The organism is Kitasatospora sp. HPM-01-4, assembly GCF_051374625.1.
Classification (GTDB): domain Bacteria; phylum Actinomycetota; class Actinomycetes; order Streptomycetales; family Streptomycetaceae; genus Kitasatospora.
On the sequence record NZ_JBPQGP010000005.1, the window covers coordinates 2768155 to 2786878 of the forward strand.

Genomic DNA, 18724 nt, shown 5'->3' on the forward strand with positions numbered 1-18724 from the left:
CGCCGGGTCGAGAGCGCCCGGAGGCGAGTGAGGAAAACCCAGGGCCGGGGCCGCAGTTGCGGTCCCGGCCCGGTGGCGTCCCCGGGGCCGGAACCGAACTCATGGACGGTCAGTCGGCATTCGGTTAGGGTTGACCGTCCGTTTGCCCAGTCTCGACCAACCCGCAGAGGAATTCGGTATGCAGTACGGAGCGCCCCGCCGCCCCAGGGTTTTTCTGGCGGGTGACTCCGGTGTGGCGGACCACCCGGCCGGCCGCATTCCGGTGACCGGCTGGGGCCAGACCATGCGGCTGTTCCTGCATCCCGAGATCGAGGTGGTGAACTGCGCCCACCCCGACGCCAGTTCCAGGAGCTTCAGCGACCACGGCCGGCTGCAGTGGATCCTCGACCAACTGATGCCCGGTGACTACCTGTTGGTCTCCTTCGCGCTCGCGGACAAGAAGACCGACGCCGAGCTGCACACCAAGCCCTTCGGCTCGTACCAGGACTACCTGCGCCTGTACGTCGAGGGGGCGCGGGACCGGCTGGCCCACCCCGTGCTGGTGACCTGCTACGAGCGGCGGACCTTCGACCGGCACGGGAACCTGCGCTGGTCGCTGGGTGAGTACGCGATGGCCGTGCGCGAGCTGGCGGCCCAGACCTGCACCCCGCTGGTCGACCTGCACGCCCAGAGCCTGGACTGGTGGAACCAGCTGGGTGCCGAGGGCGCCAAGCAGATCTTCCTCCACCTGGCCCCGGGCGAGCACCAGAACTACCCCGAGGGCATCGCGGACGACGCCCGGCTGCGCCCGGTGGGCGCTGTCGAGTGCTCGCGCTTCGTCGCCAGGTCGCTGGCCGAGCAGGGCATCGTGCCGCCGCAGTGGGTGGTCAACCTGGAGCAGCCCCAGTTCCCGCCGGAGCTGCTGGGGTGGCTCGACGACGCCACGTACGAGGCCCTGGCGCACGGCCGTACCGCACCGACCGGGCCCACCCGGTGAGCGCCCGCCCCGCCCCGGCTCCGATCCGAGGAGAGTCCCGCTGATGGAGCATCTGATAGCCCGCGTCCAGGCGGCCCATCAGTCCCGCCCGGAGCTGTCGATGACGGTCGACCTGACCTCGGCGGCCGATCCGGCCGTTCCGCTGCTCCCCGGCCAGCAGCTGGACCTCACCCTGACGATCAACCCGGTCGGCAACGGCTACCGCTACTACGCCTACCTGATGGAGGAGCAGCTCACCGGGGTCGCCTCGGTGACGGCACACCGCGGGTTCGGGCACATGGAGAAGGCGAAGAAGTACGGCACCTACACCCCGGCGAACAGCCCGCGTACGCTGACCTTCTCGGTCCGGGTCAACGACGCCGTGCCCGGCGACGGCGTGCTGATGCCCACCGTCTCCGCCGGGGTGATCGCGGCAGAGGGCCAGAAGCTGAGCGGCTGCCCTCCGATCGTGCAGCGCGGGTACCGGGTCGTGTCGGCCTACGCCCCGCCGAAGCTGCTGGTGGTCGCGCCCGGGACGAACGGGATGCTGCCCGGTCTCGCTCATGAGCTGGGCCCGGACGCCCGGCTGGTCGGCGTCTCCCCGCCGAGGCGCGGCATGGTCGGCATCGGTCCCGACGGCACCGTCACCTACTACCCCGACCAGGGCTTCGTCGGCTACGACCGGCTCTTCTACACCGTGGAGAACGGCTCGCGCGGGATCGCCCGCGGCGAGATCACCGTCGTGGTGGGGCAGCCGTACGAGATGCCCGGAGTGCTCGCGGCCCCGACCGGACAGCTCTGGCCCGGGGCCATGGCGCAGCCCGGGACCATGGCGAGGTAGGAAGCACCCGTACGTGACCACCCAACGCGGCCGGATCGCCGTGGCCGCCGTCGCGGTCGCACTGGCGGTCCTCTGTGCCTATCTCGGTGTCCGGTACTCCGGCGGCTCCAAGGCGGCCGAGTGCGCGGACGGCTCCTTCTGCCTCTACGGCGGCAAGGACTCCCGCGGACCGGTGCTCTCCGGCGGCCCGCTCCAGGCCGGTGAGGAGCGGAGCGGGTCCGGCGGGCGCGCCGTCCGCTCCGTGCTCAACCGCGGCAAGTACTGGGCCTGCCTGTACGAGAAGGCGGCCTACGGCGGGGCGGTGAAGACCTTCGCGCCCGGGGCCGGGGAGGACTGGGACGGCTTCGCCGGGTCCCCCGGCGGCTTCGGCTCGGTCAAACCCGCCAAGTCCCAGGGCGGTTGCTTCAACGGCTACGAGCGCTGCCCCGAGCGCTCGCTCTGCCTGTTCCAGGACGTCAGCGGGCGCGGCGCGGTGAAGTCCTGGGCCGGCACCGTCTCCGGGTACGGGGCGGACTGGCCCGGGCACGCGGCCTCGGTCTGGAACCGCACGGTCCTCACCGCCTGTCTCTACCGCAGTGCGGGCTACACCGGCCGGTGGACGGTGGACGGGAAGCCGTACGCCGCCTTCGTCGTCCCGCCCGGCAGCAGTCTCACCCTCACCGGCCCGTACGCCCAGGCGGTGGGCTCGCACCGGCTGGTCGAAGACCCGGCCGCCTGCTGACCCGCGGCAGATTGGGATCCGATGAGTACGCACTCTCCTACCGGGCTGCGCAGGGGCGCCGGGCTGCGCCGGCTCGCCGTGGCCGGTGCCGCGGTGGCGCTGGCCGGGGCACTGCCGCCGCCGGCCTCGGCGGCGGGGATCGAGGATCTGCTGGGCCGGCCGTCCGCCGTCATCGCCGTGGCCCCGGGGATCACCCGGACCGTCTACCCTGGCGGTGACCACAGCTGGCTGGCCGTCAACGTGCTGCGGATCGACCCGGACGCGGCACCGCTCACCCTGCGCACCACGGTGGGCGAGTCCGCCGGCAGCGCCGAGCCGGTGAGCAAGCAGCTCACCCGGCCCGCTCTGGACCCGCCCGCGATCGCCGGGGTGAACGGCAGCTTCTTCGACTCCGACCTGCTGAAGCAGTACGACCTGCCCGAGGGCGACCCGGAGGGGATCTCGATCCAGGGCGGGAGGCTGCTGAGCGAGGCCAGCGGGGGCGGGGTGCTGCTGCTGCAGCACGGCCGCCCGTACATCACCACGGTGAGGACCGACATCACGCTGGCCGCGCCCGGGGCGACCACCGAGGTGCACGGCATCAACCGGCACCCCGGCCGGATCCCCTGGGAGATGTCGGTCGACCGCAGGAGCGACGGCCGGGCGGTCGGCTTCCAGGGGGACCTGGAGAGCGAGCCCGGCAGCCAGGTCTTCGCCAACGACGACGAGATCGTGCTGTTCACCCCGGAGTACGGCATTCCCACCCCGGATCCGCTGCCGGGCTCGGAGGTGCCGGCCGCCGCCGAGCCGGGCGTGGAGGTGGTGGTGGACCGGGGCGGCGTGGTGCGCTCCGTCCGTCAGGGGCGCGGCGGCACCACGGTCCCGGACGGGGGCGAGGTGTTCCAGGGCATCGGCAAGGGCGCCGAGTGGCTGACCGAGCACGCCCGGGTGGGTACGGTGCTCAGGCTCGACGAGAAGGTGACCGACGTCCGCTTCGGCGACGAGATCCCGCTCAGCCGCTCGCTGTTCGCCGTCTCGGGCCGACTGATCATGCGCCAGGACGGCAGGAACGCCTACACCGGCTCCGGCGGCGACCAGCACGCCAGGACGGTGGCCGGGGTGGACGGTACGGGCAAGGTCCTGATCGCCACCGTGGACGCCGACGACCAGCACCCCGGGATGGACTACAAGCAGCTCGGCGCCCTGCTGGCGGCTCTGGACGCGACGGACGCGCTGAACATCGACGGCGGCGGCTCGACCACCCTGGTGGTGAACGGCACTCTGGTGAACAAGCCCTCGGACGGTGTCGAACGCCCGGTCGCCGACTCGGTCTACGTCGGTCCCGGCGGTTACGGGGTCCCCGCGTGACCCGATCGGGGTGTCAACCGCCGCAGTTGGTATGCGGATTCCAGGCTCGACCCTGAGAGCGGGCGCTGGTTAGACTTCTCGGGCTTCCCCGGGGGAGGCGGACATCTACCAGGGGCAGGCCGGCGAATTCCATGACCTCAGCACTTCCCACACCCGTGCCGAATCTGGCGACCGTCGACCGGCGCGCGGTAGTCACCGGGACAGACACCTCAGGTCCGGTTCCGGTGGAGTACAAGTTCCGCCCCGCCGACGGCGACGCCCGGCATCTGATCGTCGTCTTCTCCGGTTTCAACGCCCCGAACGGCTACCACTTCGCCGGCCGCTCACTGAACGATCTGCGCGCCAACATCCTCTGGATCCGCGACCACTTCGACGAGCACTACAGCTACTACATGTGCCGGAACATGTCGTTCGACATCGAGTTCTCGGTGCTGAACCTCATCGAGCGGACGCTGGCCGGACTCGGTCTGACCCGTGACCAGGCCAGCCTGCTGGGCGTCTCCAAGGGCGGCAGCGCGGCCCTCTACTACGGGCTGAAACACGGTTTCCGGAACATCCTCACCGTCGTTCCGCAGTTCCTGGTCGGCGACTACGTCCGGGACCGTCCGGTAACCGGCCGCTACATGATGGGCGACGATATGCCGCAGCAGCATATCGACGCCCTCAACGGCGCGATCACCGAACTGCTGAAGGCGTACGGCGCGCAGGGGCACAACGTCTATCTGTTCACCTCCGAGGCGGACGAGCAGTATCCGATCGAGATCAGCCCCCACCTCAACCTGTTCTGGAACTGCGCCAATTTCAATCTGATCCGGACCGATTCCCCGATGGTCCGCCAGCACGGCGAGGTGTCCGGCTACAACCTGCCGATCATCTGCGGTGTGCTGGCCGCCCTCACCGACGGGGCCCAGCCGCGGATCGGCTTCCTGGAGAACGGCGACCAGTCCGTCGACGAGGGCGGCCGCCGCCACTTCCTCGGTGAACTGCGGCGCTCCGAGGCGCTGCTGGCGGTGCTGCACAAGCAGGACATCCGCGGCAACCACCTGCAGCTCAGCGGACACGCCTTCATCCCCGGCGACGCGGGCTACGGGCCGACCCAGAGCGTGAAGCAGCTGGTCCTGGAGAGCGGCAGCCGGGTGATCGAGCTCCCGCTCGCGTCGGCCGAGGCCAAGTACACCTACAGCCGCTACTACGACCGCTACGCCTGCGACTACCCCGACGCCGGGTTCGAGCCCGAGCAGAAGGCCGGGATACCGATGACCGGGATACCCGGCGGCTCGTACGAGCTGTCGATCCGGATCACCAGTCCGGCGGAGGGGATCGACCGGCGCACCCCGCTGGTCGCCCAGCGGCCGTTCGACCTGCGGCGCCCGGTGGGCGGGGTGGAGGTCTGCCTGGTCGGGGACGAGCAGGGCGTACGGCTGCTGCGCCGGCCGATCGTGGGCCACCTCTCCTCGGAGACCGCCTTCTCGGTGGAGAACTCCTGGCAGAAGGAGCGGGTCTTCCACGTGGAGGGGGTCTTCTTCGTCCACGGCCTGGAGGCCGCCGAGCGCGCGCACTCCTCGTACTACCTGGTGCTGCGGAACGCCCGGGCGACGTACTCGTACCGGCTCGGGATCTCGCGGAAGCCGGGCGCGGTGCGGGGGCATGTGCGGCGCGGGGACTTCGGCAACTACGAGTTCGGGTACTTCGCGACCTCGGGCTACAAGGGGATCGACCTGAAGAACGCGGCCGCCGGCGAGTACGAGGTGCTGATCTCGATGAGCCGAGGGGGCTCGCTCTTCTCGGCCGCCGCGGGGACGGTCACCCTCGGCTGAACCGACGGGGCGCGGGGGAGCCCGCCGCGACGGTGCGCCGGCTCCCCGCGCCCCTGACCGCCTACCCGCGGTCGAGTGCCTCGACGGCGTTGAAGACGCGTTCGCTGTTGCGGGTGTCGCGGGGCCCGAAGAAGGCCTCCACCCGCTCGCGGTAGGGGCTCCGCATCACGAAGCCGCCCGCCATCGAGGCGATCACCTCGTCGACCGCGTGCTCGACCGTGCGGCAGGCGGGGCCGAATCCGTCGGTGAGGATGTTCAGGTACCCGAGGCGGTAGTGCTTGCTGTAGAACTCCTCGAAGTCGAACGGGACGTAGATCAGCGGCGTCCCCATGTAGACCACGTCGAAGAACACCGACGAGTAGTCGGTGACCATCAGCGAGCACTCCTTGAGGGCGTCCTGGACGTCCCGGGTCGCCGGGTCGGCCACCTCGACCAGGGGGTGGCTGGTGCCGAAGTGGTGCAGGTAGGGCCGGATCTCGTAGTGCGGGAAGAACTCCAGCGTCACACCGAAGTGTTCGAGTGCCGCGAGCAGGCGCGGGTGCTTGATGAACTCGGAGAAGAAGCGGTAGTACTCCGAGGAGGCGAACGGGATCCTGGGTTGGGCCGCCCGGTTGTAGGAGGGGGCCACGATGTCCCGGCGCCAGGTGGGCATCAGCAGGATCCGCCGGTCCTTGCGGACCTGTTCCAGGGCGTCGAAGCGCGGCAGACCGGTCTGCGCCATCCGCCTCATGCCGTAGCCGAACTCCTCGGCGATGTAGCGGTTCTCGGCGGCGGCGGAGGTGACGAACATGTCCACGCTGGTCACGTGCCGCTGGGCGGACTGCGAGACGTCGTTGTAGATGACGCCGTGCTGCAGGAAGACCCGCTTGTAGCGCAGCAGGTCGCCGTAGGTGGCCAGGTAGGCGCGCTTGTGGGTGCCGCGCGGGGTGAGGTAGGCCTCCAGGTCGTACGGGCTGATCAGCTTGGTGGCGTGCAGCATGTAGAGCCGGTGCCGGGTGGAGCCGTGTGCCAGCACGTTGCCGTACTTCTTGACCTTGCCCCAGTCCGGGCTGGTCCGCTCGATCACGTAGTAGGCGTTGCGGCGCTTCCTGTTCGTCCGCATCCAGCGGAAGAAGTGCAGGCCGTTGTCCTGTGCGGTGTCCTGGCGCTCGCCGATGAGCCAGATGTCGCGGCCGTGCAGCAGCGGGTACGTCAGCCAGTAGCCGAGCCTGGTGCGCCAGCCCGTGCGGCCCGGCAGGCTCCGGCGGAGCTGGCGGGCACCGCGCCGCAGGGCGCCGCGGATCCGGCCGAAGGCCGACCGGGCGAGCACGTCCAGCCGGACGGTGCCGTGCGCGTCCACGGTCAGTTCGTAGCCGCGCCGCTCGATCCGGTGGACGCCCTTGTAGCGGTGCAGCGACATCCGCGCGGTGACCGGGATGTCCACCCGGTGCTCGCCGTCGTCGATCCGGACGAACAGCTCCTGCCGCCCCTGGCCCGCCTGGGCGAGGTGGCTGTCCCGCAGGCGGGCGTGGAAGCCCGCGTACAGGTCCTTCTCCTTGCGGACGTGCCAGCGGTCGCGCCGGTACGCCTGCTCCAGCGGAGCCGTGACCTCGCCGCGGGCCGAACGCAGCACCAGCTCAAGGCGGTTGTGCAGGGGTTCGGCGAGGTCCACGCCGGTCATCGAGAGCAGGCCCTCGAAGTGCAGCTCCCCGTCGAGGACCTCGGCCGCCTCCAGGTTCGCGCTCTGCTTGTCGACCCGCAGCAGACTGGACTCGGCCTGGGAGCCGGTGAGTTGGCGGTAGAGCCCGTCGGCGTCCGCGTAGAGCTGCGGACGGTCCGCCGGCGGTTCGCTCGGATCGCAGAAGACGTCCAGCAGGCCGGTCTTGGCGGCGTAGTGCAGCAGCCGGGACTGCGGCTGGACCGCGTACTGCCGGATCAGTTCGTCGGGGATCGGCGCGTACTGGGCGCAGACCGCCGGGAAGAGCTCGGCCAGGGCCGGCCGGCTCATGATCCGGTGCAGGCTGCGCAGGTACGGCTGGTAGTTGCGGACCACCATCCGGAAGACCGTCTCGCGGACCTTCGGCTCGTCCTGCTCGGTGAACGCCAGCAGGCCCAGGTGGAGTTGGAGCAGGTCGCGGGAGCGCTGCGGGTGGTTCCACGGCGAGTCCAGGAAGGAGCCGCGCTTCTCCTCCACCCGCTCCAGGTAGACCGTCTGGTCCACCAGGCTGATCTTGCGGGCCCGCAGCAGCGCGGGCAGGGCCAGCCAGGCCTCGTCGAAGTGCAGGCCCTCGCCGAAGCGCAGCCCGTACTCGGCCAGTTTGAGGGTCTTGAAGAGCTTGCCGCCGATGCCGTCGGCGAAGAGCAGGAAGGGGGTGTCGGTCAGGCTCCTGATCACCCGGTCGCCGTTGCCGAAGTAGCGCTGCCACGGCGGCGGGGTGGTGGACTGCACCGGGAACTGCGCCGTGTCGCCCATGACCACGTCGGCGACGTCCTGGCGGGCGGCCATCAGCAGGGTGTGCAGGGCGTTCCTGGCGAGGACGTCGTCGGCGTCCACGAACATCACCCAGGGCGCGCTGACCTTGCCGAGGCCGGCGTTGCGGGCCGCGCCGGCGCCCTGGCGGGCCTGGCTGATCACCGTGACGTTGGACCGGTACGCGGCGAAGGCCTCCAGGATCCCGGCCGTGCCGTCGGTGGAGCCGTCGTCGACCAGGATGACCTGGGTCCGTTCGATCCCGCGCTGCACGCCGATCGACCAGAGGCAGTCCAGCAGGGTGGCCTCGGCGTTGTGGCAGGGCACCACGACGGCCGCGGTGTACCGCTCCGGCTCCTGGGGCACCGCGGGGACGCCCGGCTCCCGGGTGTACCACTGCCAGTCCACGGTCGAGCGCTTGCGGGCCGCGACCAGCTCCAGGTGCTCGGCGGCGGTGCGCATGCAGAGGTTGCCGCTGACCGTCTCGTACGCCTCGAACAGGGCCTTGCCGACCTCGAAGCGGTACTCGTCGAGCTCGTGCCCGCGGATGCACAGCGCGGTGGTGTGGCGCTTGCCGTCCCACAGCACCTGCATCAGGAAGTTCCACCGGCCGCCGGCCTTCAGTGCCCGGCCGACCTCGTCGATGTCGACGACGGCCCGGTAGCGGATCACCCGCGAGTCGACCGAGACCAGCTCGACCGGGTACTCGTGGGCGACGCCCTTGCCCTTGCGGACCACGCCCTTGAGGGTCAGCTGGTCCTTGGCGCCGATCCGGCCGAACTGGTTGAGGATCTCCCCCGCCAGCTCGATCCGCTGGCCGTCCACCTGGAAGTACGCCACCTGGTTGAACAGCTTGGCGTCGGCGAACGCCGCGGTGTGCAGGCCGAGCAGGGTGGCGTCCAAGTGGTGCTCGGCGTCCGGCAGATGCAGCCCGGCGGCGCTCCAGTAGACCTTGCCGTCGCGCTCCACCACGTCGCTGGAGACCACCGCGCGGCGCTGGATGTAGTCGGCGGTGGCCACCGCCGCGTCCAGCAGCCCGTACCGCAGGCAGTAGGCCCGGATCCGCTCGATCACCCCGCAGCGCTCGTAAGCCTCCGGACTGAGGGTCTCCAGGTACTCGGCGGTGATCCGCTGGAAGGCGTCCCGGTACTCGGCGTCACCGCTGCGCAGCACGCCCATGTAGAGCTTCAGGTCGTGCGAGAGGAACTTCAGGTCCTTGCGGATCTTCAGGTCGTAGGCGCCGTGGGCGAGCAGGAACTCGTCCGCCTTGCGGTGCACCCAGACGCGGTCGGCGATGCTGCGGATCTCGCCGAGCCGCCGGGTGATCGAAGGGGTCTCGGAGCCGGTCTCGTACAGCCAGCGGTAGACCGGCCTCGGGATGATGACGATGCCGTTGGCGCAGGTGTACGCCACCGTGGAGAAGAGGGTGTCCTCGTAGAACACGCCCTCGGGGAAGCGGACGTTGCAGCGCAGCAGGTACTCGCGGCGGTACAGCTTGGCGGCGGCGATCGGGTCGGTGAGCAGGTCCGGGTAGTCCCTGATGCCGGAGAAGTGCCGCTCCTCGGGGTCGGCGTGCAGGTCCGCGGCCCAGACCTTGGGCTCGCCGGTCTCCACGTTGACCCGCACCGCGCGGCCGACGGTGAGGTCGGCGCCGGTGCGCAGCGCGGACTCCAGCAGGTCCTCGCAGGCCTTGTTGGGCAGCTCGTCGTCGGCGTCCAGGAACATCACGTAGGCGCCGGCGGCCGCCGCGACGCCGTCGTTGCGGGGCGCGCCGACGCCGCCGCTGTTGGCCTGGCGGGATATCAGCCGGATCCGCGGGTCGGCCTGGGCGAAGCCCTGGACCAGTTCGACGGTGTTGTCCGCCGAGTGGTCGTCGACCACCAGGATCTCGATCGCGTCGAGGGTCTGCAGCTGGGCCGACTGGATCGCGCGTCCGACCGTGCCCGCCGCGTTGTAGGCGGCGATCACCACCGAGACGGCCGGGGCGGGGGACGTCACGTACTCAGCTCTGCTGTGCAAGATGGCTCACCGGATGGTACGGAGGGACACGGTCGGGACGTCCTGTTCCGCCTGGAACGACCGGACGGGCTGCCTGTCCCGCTCCTGCTCGGTCCGGTCCGGCCGGCGCAGGCCCGCGGCGATCTCCAGGTCCCGGCGGCGCTTGCGCAGGGCCATGTCCGCCATGGTCCGCTCGAAGTCCTTGGTGGAGAGCCAGAACTTGTAGAGGATGGCGAGCTCGAAGACCGCCAGGCCCACCGAGACCACCATGGTGACCAGACCGATCCGGCCGACCAGCGGGGCGACGATGAAGACGCCCATCTGGAACTCGATACCGCTGATCAGGTGGGTGCGGATGCGGTGCCGCTTGAGGAAGTTCCGGGCCCGCATGTACCAGGGGAAGTTCTTCCGGAAGCCCTGGTGCAGGTCGACGATCTCGGCTTCCTGGGTCTCCAGGAGCACCTGGGCCTGGACTATCTCGGGCTGGGCGGTGTCGAGTTCGGGGTTGTCGCGGAGCAGGTCCTCCATGAACAGCAGCGACTTGCCGGTGACCCCGTCGGTGCTGCCGCCGCTGACCGTCTCCAGCTTCTTCCGCATGCCCTGGCGCATCTTGTAGATCTGCAGCGCGTTCACGTAGCGGATCATGTCGAGGAAGATGACCAGGATGGCCAGCCAGAAGTACATCTCGTCCGGGTTGGCACGGAACTGGCCCACCATCAGGCAGAGCGCGCAGATGACGACCCGGATCCGGTCGAAGACGTAGTCGAGCCAGGCGCCGAAGATGCTGCCGTTGCCGGTGAGCCGGGCCAGCTTCCCGTCCATGCAGTCGAGGATGAAGCTGAGGTGGTAGAGGCCGGCGCCGAGCAGCAGGGAGGTGCGGTCGCCGAGGGCGAACAGCCAGGCCGAGCCGAGGCCGAGGAAGAGTGCGGCCCAGGTGATCTGGTTGGGGGTGATCCTGGTGTGGCGGGCGACCCAGCGGACGAGCGGAGTGGCCACCGGGTCCACCAGGACCACGGTCCACCAGGCGTCACGCTTCTTGAGCGTCCGGTCCTTGACCTCGCCGAGGGTCATGGTTCTGCGGTGCGAGCCCCGCCCCGCCACCCGCGCCTCCGAAGAGTCGTCGTTCATGTCACCGGCCAACGCCACCGCTTGCCACGGCCCCTTCCTAGAACTTGGTGCTGGCCCCGTGGGATCGCGGTGCGGGTCGCTGGGTCTGGCGCCATGAGTTCAGCATGATCTCATGAACAGATTACCCGGCGGCGATGTCCGCTTGAATACGGCATTGCCAAGGAAAGGTCACACGTCAGCGCCCGTAAACGGGCGATTCGTCACTTCTTCAGCCGGTAGATGACGGTGTCCGCGTTCACGGCCACCACCTCGTACCTGCTGTCCAGCAGACTCTCGATCCGCGGTACCAGCACCGGCTGGTAGGGCGCGCGGCCCGAGTCGTCCACGACCACCTCGGGCAGGCCCTTGGACAGCTCCTGATCGAAGGTCTGCCAGGCGTCGGCGACGCTGTACTGCTCGCCGACGTGCTGGGCGTTGTCCTTGCCGCCGCTGTAGTTGGTCAGGAAACCCGCCGTCAGGTAGCGGGTCACCGGCTTGCGGTCGGACAGCCAGTACAGCTCCGGGTGCATGCCCCAGACCAGGACCGTGTCCGTGGGCGTGGTCTGCTTGGCGATCGTGGTGGCGACCTCGGTGGTGTGGGTCATCTTCTGGCCCGGCCAGAACAGCGCCAGGCCCCAGAACACCGTCGCCGCGACCGTCGTGTACACCAGCACCGGCCGCCAGCGGATCCGCGCGGTGGACACCGCGCCGACCCCGAGCAGCACCAGCGGCGGCATCAGCTGCAGGTAGTAGTGGCCGTAGAAGTGGAAGCCGGTGCAGACCGCGACCACCGAGGAGAGCAGCCAGATCCACAGGTCGCCGGTCGAACCGTGCTCCTCGCCGCCGGGCGTCCGGGCCGGGCGGCCCCGGTACTTCAGCCAGAGCCGGCGGCCCACCGGGGCCAGGAAGCCGAGCGTGGCGGCCAGCAGGATGCCCGCGTTGCCGAAGGCCCGGCCGAGCATCTGCAGCCAGGCGCCGTCCAGCGAGGCGTAGTCCCCGCTGCCGGTGACCACCCAGAACAGGAAGCCCTTGGGCTTGGTGAGGATCACCGCGACCAGCGCTATCGGCAGCGCGAAGCCGAAGCCGACCTTGGCCAGCGCGGGTTTCCAGGCCACCGAGCGGTGCCGGGCGTCCTGCCAGAGCATCCAGAGCACGGGCAGCAGCACCGCTCCGCCGGTCTGCTTGGTGAGCGAGCAGAGCGCCACCGCGATGCCGGCCGCCAGCCAGCGCCGCCGTTCGGCGTACCGGAAGGCGGCCACCATGGCCGGGAGCATGAAGACCTCGAAGGTCGCCGCCTGGGTGTCCTCCGGGGAGAGCCCGATGGAGACCAGCAGGTAGAGCGCGCCGGCGAAGGCGCCGGGGCGGTTGCCCCAGCGGCCGCGGGCGAGCGAGGCCAGCAGGATCGCGGTGCCCAGGTGCGCCACGATCGCCAGGACCCGCAGCGGCCAGAGCGAGAGCGAGCCGAAGACCGCGAAGCAGGCCTCGTACAGCCAGGGCAGCAGCGGGGGCTTGCGGTCCACCACGGTGTCGTAGAGGACGCCGCCGCCCGCCAGCATCCGGGCCTGGGTGGCCAGGTAGCCCTCGTCGGGGCTCCAGACCGGCCGGATGAAGGAGGGGATGTGGGTGACCACCGCCAGCAGGGCCAGCACCGGGACGACTCTGGTCCAGTACCCCGTGCGGACGTGCCCGAGCAGCCGCCGGTGGTTCGGGCGGCCGGTCAGACGGGCGGGCGATGCCACACGAGTGGGGGAGTCGAGCACAGGTGACAAACTACCCGGCGGGACCGACCCGGGTGGTGTCGGTCCCGCCTTTGAGTCAGATCGTCTGACAGTCGTCCGGTATGCCCGCGCTCGATCGAGCGTCAGCGAACCAGCGCCGCTGTGCCCTTCGTCACACCACCGGACACCGTGCCGTCAGGCCCCGACGGTGACCTGGTCGAGCCGGGCCACCGCCTCGGTGACCTTGCGGGCGATGTCCGGGGCGGTCAGGCCGATCTCGGCCATGATCTCCTCGCGCTTGGCGTGGTCGAGGAACTCCTGCGGGATGCCGAAGTCGCGCAGCGGCAGGTCCACGCCCGCGTCGCGCAGCGCCTGGGCGATCATGCAGCCGACCCCGCCCGCGCGGCCGTTGTCCTCGACGGTGACGACCATCCGGTGCTCGGCGGCCAGGCCCGGCAGCGCCGCGTCCACCGGCTTGACCCAGCGCGGGTCCACCACGGTGGAGGTGATGCCCTGGGCGGCCAGCAGCTCGGCGGCCTCCAGGCAGATCGTGGCCATGGCGCCGACCGAGACGATCAGGACGTCGGCGCGCTTGTCGCCGCCCCCCTCGGCCGGGAAGTCGGACGGGAGGGGCTCGCGGAGGACGTCCATGCCGCCGATCCGGCCCAGCGACGGGACGGCGGGGCCGACCGTGCCCTTGGAGTAGCGGACCACGGTGGGCGCGTCCCCGACCTCGACGGCCTCGCGCAGCTGAGCGCGGACCTGGTCGGCGTCGCGCGGCGCGGCGAGCCGCAGGCCCGGGACGACCTGCAGGATCGACATGTCCCACATGCCGTTGTGCGAGGCGCCGTCGGTGCCGGTGACGCCCGCGCGGTCGAGGACGAAGGTGACGCCCAGCTTGTGCAGGGCGACGTCCATCAGCACCTGGTCGAAGGCCCGGTTCAGGAAGGTCGCGTACACCGCGACCACCGGGTGCAGGCCGTTGGTGGCCAGGCCCGCGGCGGAGACGGCGGCGTGCTGCTCGGCGATGCCGACGTCGAAGATCCGGTCCGGGTACGCCTTGGCGAACGGGGCCAGACCCACCGGGTGCAGCATCGCGGCGGTGATCGCCACGATGTCCTTGCGCTCGCGGCCGAGGGCGACCATCTCCTCGCCGAAGACCGAGGTCCAGTCCTTGCCCGAGCTCTTCACCGGCAGGCCGGTGTCCGGGTGGATCACGCCCACCGCGTGGAAGCGGTCCTCGTCGTTCTGCTCGGCGGCGTGGTAGCCGCGGCCCTTCTCGGTGATGCAGTGCACGATCACCGGACCGCCGAAGCCGCGCGCCTTGGTGAAGGCCGACTCCAGCGCCGCCAGGTCGTGGCCGTCGATCGGGCCGATGTACTTCAGGCCGAGGTCCTCGAACATGCCCTGCGGGGCGATGAAGTCCTTCAGGCCCTTCTTGGCGCCGTGCAGGGTGTCGAACAGCGACTGGCCGACCACGGGGGTGCGCTGCAGCGCCTCCTTGCCCCAGGTCAGGAAGCGCTCGTAGTTCTGGGTGGTGCGCAGCGTGGCGAGGTGGTTGGCCAGGCCGCCGATGGTCGGCGAGTACGAGCGCTCGTTGTCGTTGACGACGATGACGACCGGCAGGTCCCTGCAGTCCGCGATGTTGTTGAGCGCCTCCCAGGCCATGCCGCCGGTGAGCGCGCCGTCGCCGATCACGGCGACCACCGGGCGGTCCTTGTGGCCCTGGAGCTTGTTGGCCTTGGCCAGGCCGTCGGCGTAGCCGAGGACGGTGGAGGCGTGCGAGTTCTCGATCACGTCGTGCTCGGACTCGGCGCGCGACGGGTAGCCGGAGAGGCCGCCCTTCATCTTCAGCCGGGAGAAGTCCTGGCGGCCGGTGAGCAGCTTGTGGACGTAGCTCTGATGGCCGGTGTCGAAGAGGATGCGGTCGCGCGGGGAGTCGAAGACCCGGTGCATCGCGATGGTGAGCTCCACCACGCCCAGGTTCGGCCCGAGGTGGCCGCCCGTCTTGGAGACCTCTTCGACCAGGAAGCCGCGGATCTCCTGGGCCAGCGCGGTCAGCTGCGGCATGGTGAGCCGGTCGAGATCGCGCGGTCCCCGAATGCGGGTCAGCAGGGCCACCCGTTCCTCCTCGTTCAAAGGGTCTCAGGCCCGCTCGGGCCCGACGGGCCTCGCTGCCCGTTGTACCGGCGCACTCGGCGGCTACCGCCGCGTCCGGCTGGTCGAGTCTAATGTCCACAACTCGGACTTCTGCGACGGGCCGTGCACCTTCCGCGCTTCCGATCCGAAGCCGCCGATTTTACCGCTCCGCGGACCCCGGCCGCCCAGGCACCGTCCGGCACCGCCTCAGGGGGTGCGGGCGGCACCGCGCGCAGGGGCACGGCGCGGCCCGTCGCGGGAGGTCACCGGGAGGAAGTCACCGGGAGGAGCTCACCGGGAGGAGCTCACCGGGAGGAGCTCACCGGGAGGAGGTCACCGCGGAAAGGCCCGGCGGGCGCGCCAGGTGGTGTGCTCCCGGGAGACGGCCTCCTCGGCGTCGGCCGCCAGTTTGGCCCAGGTGGACTCGGAGTCCTCCGCGCCGAGGTCCATGGTGGAGAGCTGCCCGGAGACGATCTCCAGCTCCCTGGCCGCCAGCAGGTACGCGGCGGCGAGCGGCCGCAGCTGCTTGAGCTGGGTCCAGGCGATCACCGCCGCGGCCGCGGCCGCGCAGGCGCCGAAGGCCTGCACCGAGAGCGCGCCGGCCACCTGGGCCACCGCCGCCGCACCACCGACGATCATCAGCGCGACGGTGGCCAGCCCCCAGGCCGCCGCCTGCGACTCGCAGGCCTCGGCCCGCGAGCGGTACCAGACGCGCTGCCCGTCCACCCGCACCCGCAGGTACCTGGTCCGGCGCGCCGGGAGATCGGCGGCCCGCAACTGCCGCATCGCGTCGGTGATCTCCGCCTGGGTGCCCGGCGGCACGATCTCCGGATCCTCGAACGCCCGCAGTACGTCGGCCAGCTGGAGCTGGTAGCGGCTCTCCGCCTCCAGCGAGTCGGCGGGGCCTTCGAAGGGCTGCGCCCGGACCGCGTACTTCCAGGACAGGGTCTTCACCGACTCGGCGGCGGCCCTGGCCTCGTACCAGCGGCCCTGCGGGTTGGCGCCCCGCAGCCGGTACCAGAAGTAGCCCGCGCCCAGGAAGGCGGCGACCGAGACCAGCGGGGTGAAGTCCGTGCCGTGGCCCGATCCCGGCAGCACGCTGACCACCGCGGCCGCGACCAGCAGCAGGATCTGCCAGCGGTACCAGCGCAGGGCCCGTGCCTGCCCCTGGAGGGAGGCCCGGTCGGCCGTCCAGAAGGGCTCGGGAAGAAGTTCGGCCTCGCCGCTGCCCGGTGGATCCTGCTGCACCATCTGCCACTCCCCCCATACCCGTCAGCGGGCAGTATGCCCAGCCTCAACTCCCGTACACGCCATGGTTTTCGGACAGCAGAGCGAGAGAAAAGAGACGGGCCGCGGGTCGTTACGACCCGCGGCCCGTGGAGGGGAGCCCGCACGCTCCCCTCGGTTCAGCCTCGACCTGCGGACTTCTGCGTCCGCCGGGAGACCGAGTCCAGGACGACGGCGCCGAGCAGCACCGCACCCGTGATCATGTACTGGATGGACTGGTTGACGTGCACCAGGTCCAGGCCGGTGATGATCGACTGGATCACCAGGATGCCGAGCAGCGCCGACCAGGTCTTGCCGCGCCCGCCGAAGAGGCTGGTGCCGCCGATGACGACCGCCGCGATGGAGTTCATCAGGACGTTGCCGCTGCCCAGCAGCTTGTCGCCGGAGCCCTGCTGGGAGGCGATGAACAGACCGCCGAGCGCCGCCATGCCGGCCGAGACCATGTAGACCGAGATCCGCACCCAGGCCACGTTGATGCCCGCGCGGCGGGCCGCCTCGACGCCGCCGCCGACCGCGAAGACCTGCCGGCCGTAGCCGGTGCGGCGCAGCACGAAGTCGCCGATGACGACCACCGCGAGGAAGATCACCAGCGGCAGCGGCAGGCCCTGGTTCTGGTTCAGCACGTACGCCGCGACCAGGGAGATCACCGCGACCACGGCGGTGCGCAGCCAGATCTCGCTCATCGGGCGGGCCGGCAGCTGGGCCGCCGCGCGGCGGCGGTGGTCCAGCACCTGTCCGGCGGCGAACAGCACGGTGCCGAGGACGGCGAGCGCCCAGGCGTAGAAGACGTCGCCGTCGCCCAGGAAGTAGGTGTCCAGGTTGGCGATCACGCCGTCGTTGATCAGGTTGACGGTGCCCTTGTCGCCGAGCACGTACATCTGCAGACCGCTCCAGGTCAGCAGACCGGCCAGGGTGACCACGAAGGAGGGCACGCCGATCTTGGCGAAGAAGAAGCCGTGCAGGGCGCCCATACCGACGGCGGCGCCGATCGCGATCAGGATCGCCAGCCACTCGTTGATCCCGGAGCGGACCGAGAGCACCGAGGCGATGGCGGCCGAGACGCCGGCGACCGAGCCGAGCGAGAGGTCGATCTCGCCGAGCAGCAGGACGAAGACGATGCCCACCGCGATCAGACCGGGGCCGGCGATCCACTTGGTGATGTTGGTGAGGTTGTCCGGGTTGAGGAAGTTGCCGGTCAGGCCCTGGAAGATGGCCGCGATCAGGATCAGGCCGAGCACGACCGGGACGGAGCCCAGGTCGCCGCTCTTCATCCGGCGCTTGAACTCCTCGACGTAGCCGGCGAATCCGGCCTCGCGGACCAGCAGGCGCGGGTCGACCGCGGCGGGCGCGGTCTCGGTGGCCTCGGTGGCCTCGGTGGCCTCGGTGGTGGTGGTCGGGTCGGTGGTCACTTGGTCTCCTCCGCGAGCCGCGCCTGACGCCGGGTCACCGCGTTGTCGGTGGCGCCGGTGATGGCGGAGATGATCTCCTCGTGCGAGGTGCCGGCCACCTCGAACACGCCGTTGTTGCGGCCGAGCCGGAGCACCGCGACGGTGTCCGCGACGGCCTTGACGTCGGCCATGTTGTGGCTGATCAGGATCACGCCGAGGCCGCGCTCGCGCAGCCGCTCGACCAGGTCCAGCACCTGGGCGGTCTGCTCCACGCCGAGGGCGGCGGTGGGCTCGTCCAGGATGACGATCTTCGGGTCGCCGACCAGGGCGCGGGCGATGGCCACCACCTGGCGCTGGCCGCCGGAGAGCGCGGCGATCGGGATCCGCACGCTGGGGATGCGGATCGACAGGGTGTCGAGCAGCTCCTTGGCCCGCTTCTCCATCGCGACCTCGTCGAGCGTGCCGAAGCGGCGCAGCTCGCGGCCGAGGAAGAGGTTGCCGACCACATCGAGGTTGTCGCAGAGCGCGAGGTCCTGGTAGACGGTGGCGACGCCGAGCTGCTGGGCGTCCTGCGGCCGGTTGACGGAGACCGGCCTGCCCTCCCACTCGATCGCACCCTCGTCTATCGGGTGAACACCTGCGATGGTCTTCACCAGGGTGGACTTGCCTGCGCCGTTGTCGCCCACCAGGGCGACCACCTCACCGGCGTGCACCTCCAGGTGGACGTCGGTGAGCGCCTGGACCGCGCCGAAGCGCTTGGAGACCCCGCGCAACGCCAGTACGGGTGCGCCTGTCACGTGAACCAACTCCTTCGTTCCGTGCCGCTGGCTCTTTCGGTGGCGGTGGCACGGCCTGCCGCGCGCCGACCCGGGCGCGAAGGGGGTAGTGCGGGTAATGATCAGGGCGCGGCGGATGTTCTGCACGCCGCGCATTAGGCCGTGGGCGCCCCCGGAGGGG

Annotated in this window: 12 protein-coding genes; 5 read left to right on the forward strand and 7 right to left on the reverse strand. The window is 70.6% G+C overall.

The window, feature by feature from the left end; genetic code table 11:
- The first annotated feature begins 178 nt into the window (after nt 1-178).
- The 5 genes from ACSMTC_RS11775 (at nt 179) to ACSMTC_RS11795 (ending at nt 5681) form a co-directional block, all read left to right on the forward strand.
- Nucleotides 179-976, forward strand: a complete 798-nt coding sequence (locus tag ACSMTC_RS11775) for a rhamnogalacturonan acetylesterase (protein WP_436559618.1) — start codon at nt 179-181, stop codon at nt 974-976.
- A gap of 43 nt (nt 977-1019) precedes the next feature.
- Nucleotides 1020-1796: an Ig-like domain-containing protein gene (locus tag ACSMTC_RS11780; protein WP_436559619.1), complete on the forward strand. Its 777-nt coding sequence runs from the start codon at nt 1020-1022 to the stop codon at nt 1794-1796.
- A gap of 13 nt (nt 1797-1809) precedes the next feature.
- Nucleotides 1810-2517: a peptidase inhibitor family I36 protein gene (locus ACSMTC_RS11785; protein ID WP_436559620.1), complete on the forward strand. Its 708-nt coding sequence runs from the start codon at nt 1810-1812 to the stop codon at nt 2515-2517.
- Nucleotides 2518-2538: 21 nt separating this feature from the next.
- Nucleotides 2539-3864 carry a phosphodiester glycosidase family protein gene (locus tag ACSMTC_RS11790; protein ID WP_436559621.1) on the forward strand — a complete coding sequence of 442 codons (1326 nt, stop codon included), beginning with the start codon at nt 2539-2541 and terminating at the stop codon, nt 3862-3864.
- Between the two features lie 224 nt (nt 3865-4088).
- Nucleotides 4089-5681 (forward strand): hypothetical protein, encoded by a 1593-nt coding sequence (locus tag ACSMTC_RS11795; RefSeq protein WP_436559622.1) that lies wholly within the window; start codon nt 4089-4091, stop codon nt 5679-5681.
- Between the two features lie 61 nt (nt 5682-5742).
- Here ACSMTC_RS11795 and ACSMTC_RS11800 read toward each other — a convergent pair whose 3' ends face one another.
- From ACSMTC_RS11800 to ACSMTC_RS11830, 7 genes are all read right to left on the reverse strand, one after another.
- Nucleotides 5743-10149: a bifunctional glycosyltransferase/CDP-glycerol:glycerophosphate glycerophosphotransferase gene (locus ACSMTC_RS11800; RefSeq protein ID WP_436559623.1), complete on the reverse strand. Its 4407-nt coding sequence runs from the start codon at nt 10147-10149 to the stop codon at nt 5743-5745.
- A 6-nt stretch (nt 10150-10155) separates the two neighbouring features.
- Nucleotides 10156-11199 carry a CDP-alcohol phosphatidyltransferase family protein gene (locus ACSMTC_RS11805; protein ID WP_436564657.1) on the reverse strand — a complete coding sequence of 348 codons (1044 nt, stop codon included), beginning with the start codon at nt 11197-11199 and terminating at the stop codon, nt 10156-10158.
- Nucleotides 11200-11456: 257 nt separating this feature from the next.
- Entirely contained in the window at nt 11457-12974 is a 1518-nt protein-coding gene (locus ACSMTC_RS11810) for an ArnT family glycosyltransferase (protein ID WP_436559624.1), read from the reverse strand.
- Between the two features lie 174 nt (nt 12975-13148).
- Nucleotides 13149-15074, reverse strand: a complete 1926-nt coding sequence (gene dxs, locus ACSMTC_RS11815) for a 1-deoxy-D-xylulose-5-phosphate synthase (RefSeq protein ID WP_436559625.1) — start codon at nt 15072-15074, stop codon at nt 13149-13151.
- Nucleotides 15075-15425: 351 nt separating this feature from the next.
- A complete protein-coding gene (locus tag ACSMTC_RS11820) occupies nt 15426-16343 on the reverse strand; it encodes a DUF4231 domain-containing protein (RefSeq protein ID WP_436559626.1) in 918 nt (305 codons plus the stop codon).
- Between the two features lie 155 nt (nt 16344-16498).
- Nucleotides 16499-17788 carry a sugar ABC transporter permease gene (locus ACSMTC_RS11825; protein WP_436559627.1) on the reverse strand — a complete coding sequence of 430 codons (1290 nt, stop codon included), beginning with the start codon at nt 17786-17788 and terminating at the stop codon, nt 16499-16501.
- A complete protein-coding gene (locus ACSMTC_RS11830) occupies nt 17785-18573 on the reverse strand; it encodes an ATP-binding cassette domain-containing protein (RefSeq protein WP_436559628.1) in 789 nt (262 codons plus the stop codon). The genes ACSMTC_RS11825 and ACSMTC_RS11830 overlap by 4 nt, the downstream gene beginning before the upstream one ends.
- Nucleotides 18574-18724 lie beyond the last annotated feature (151 nt).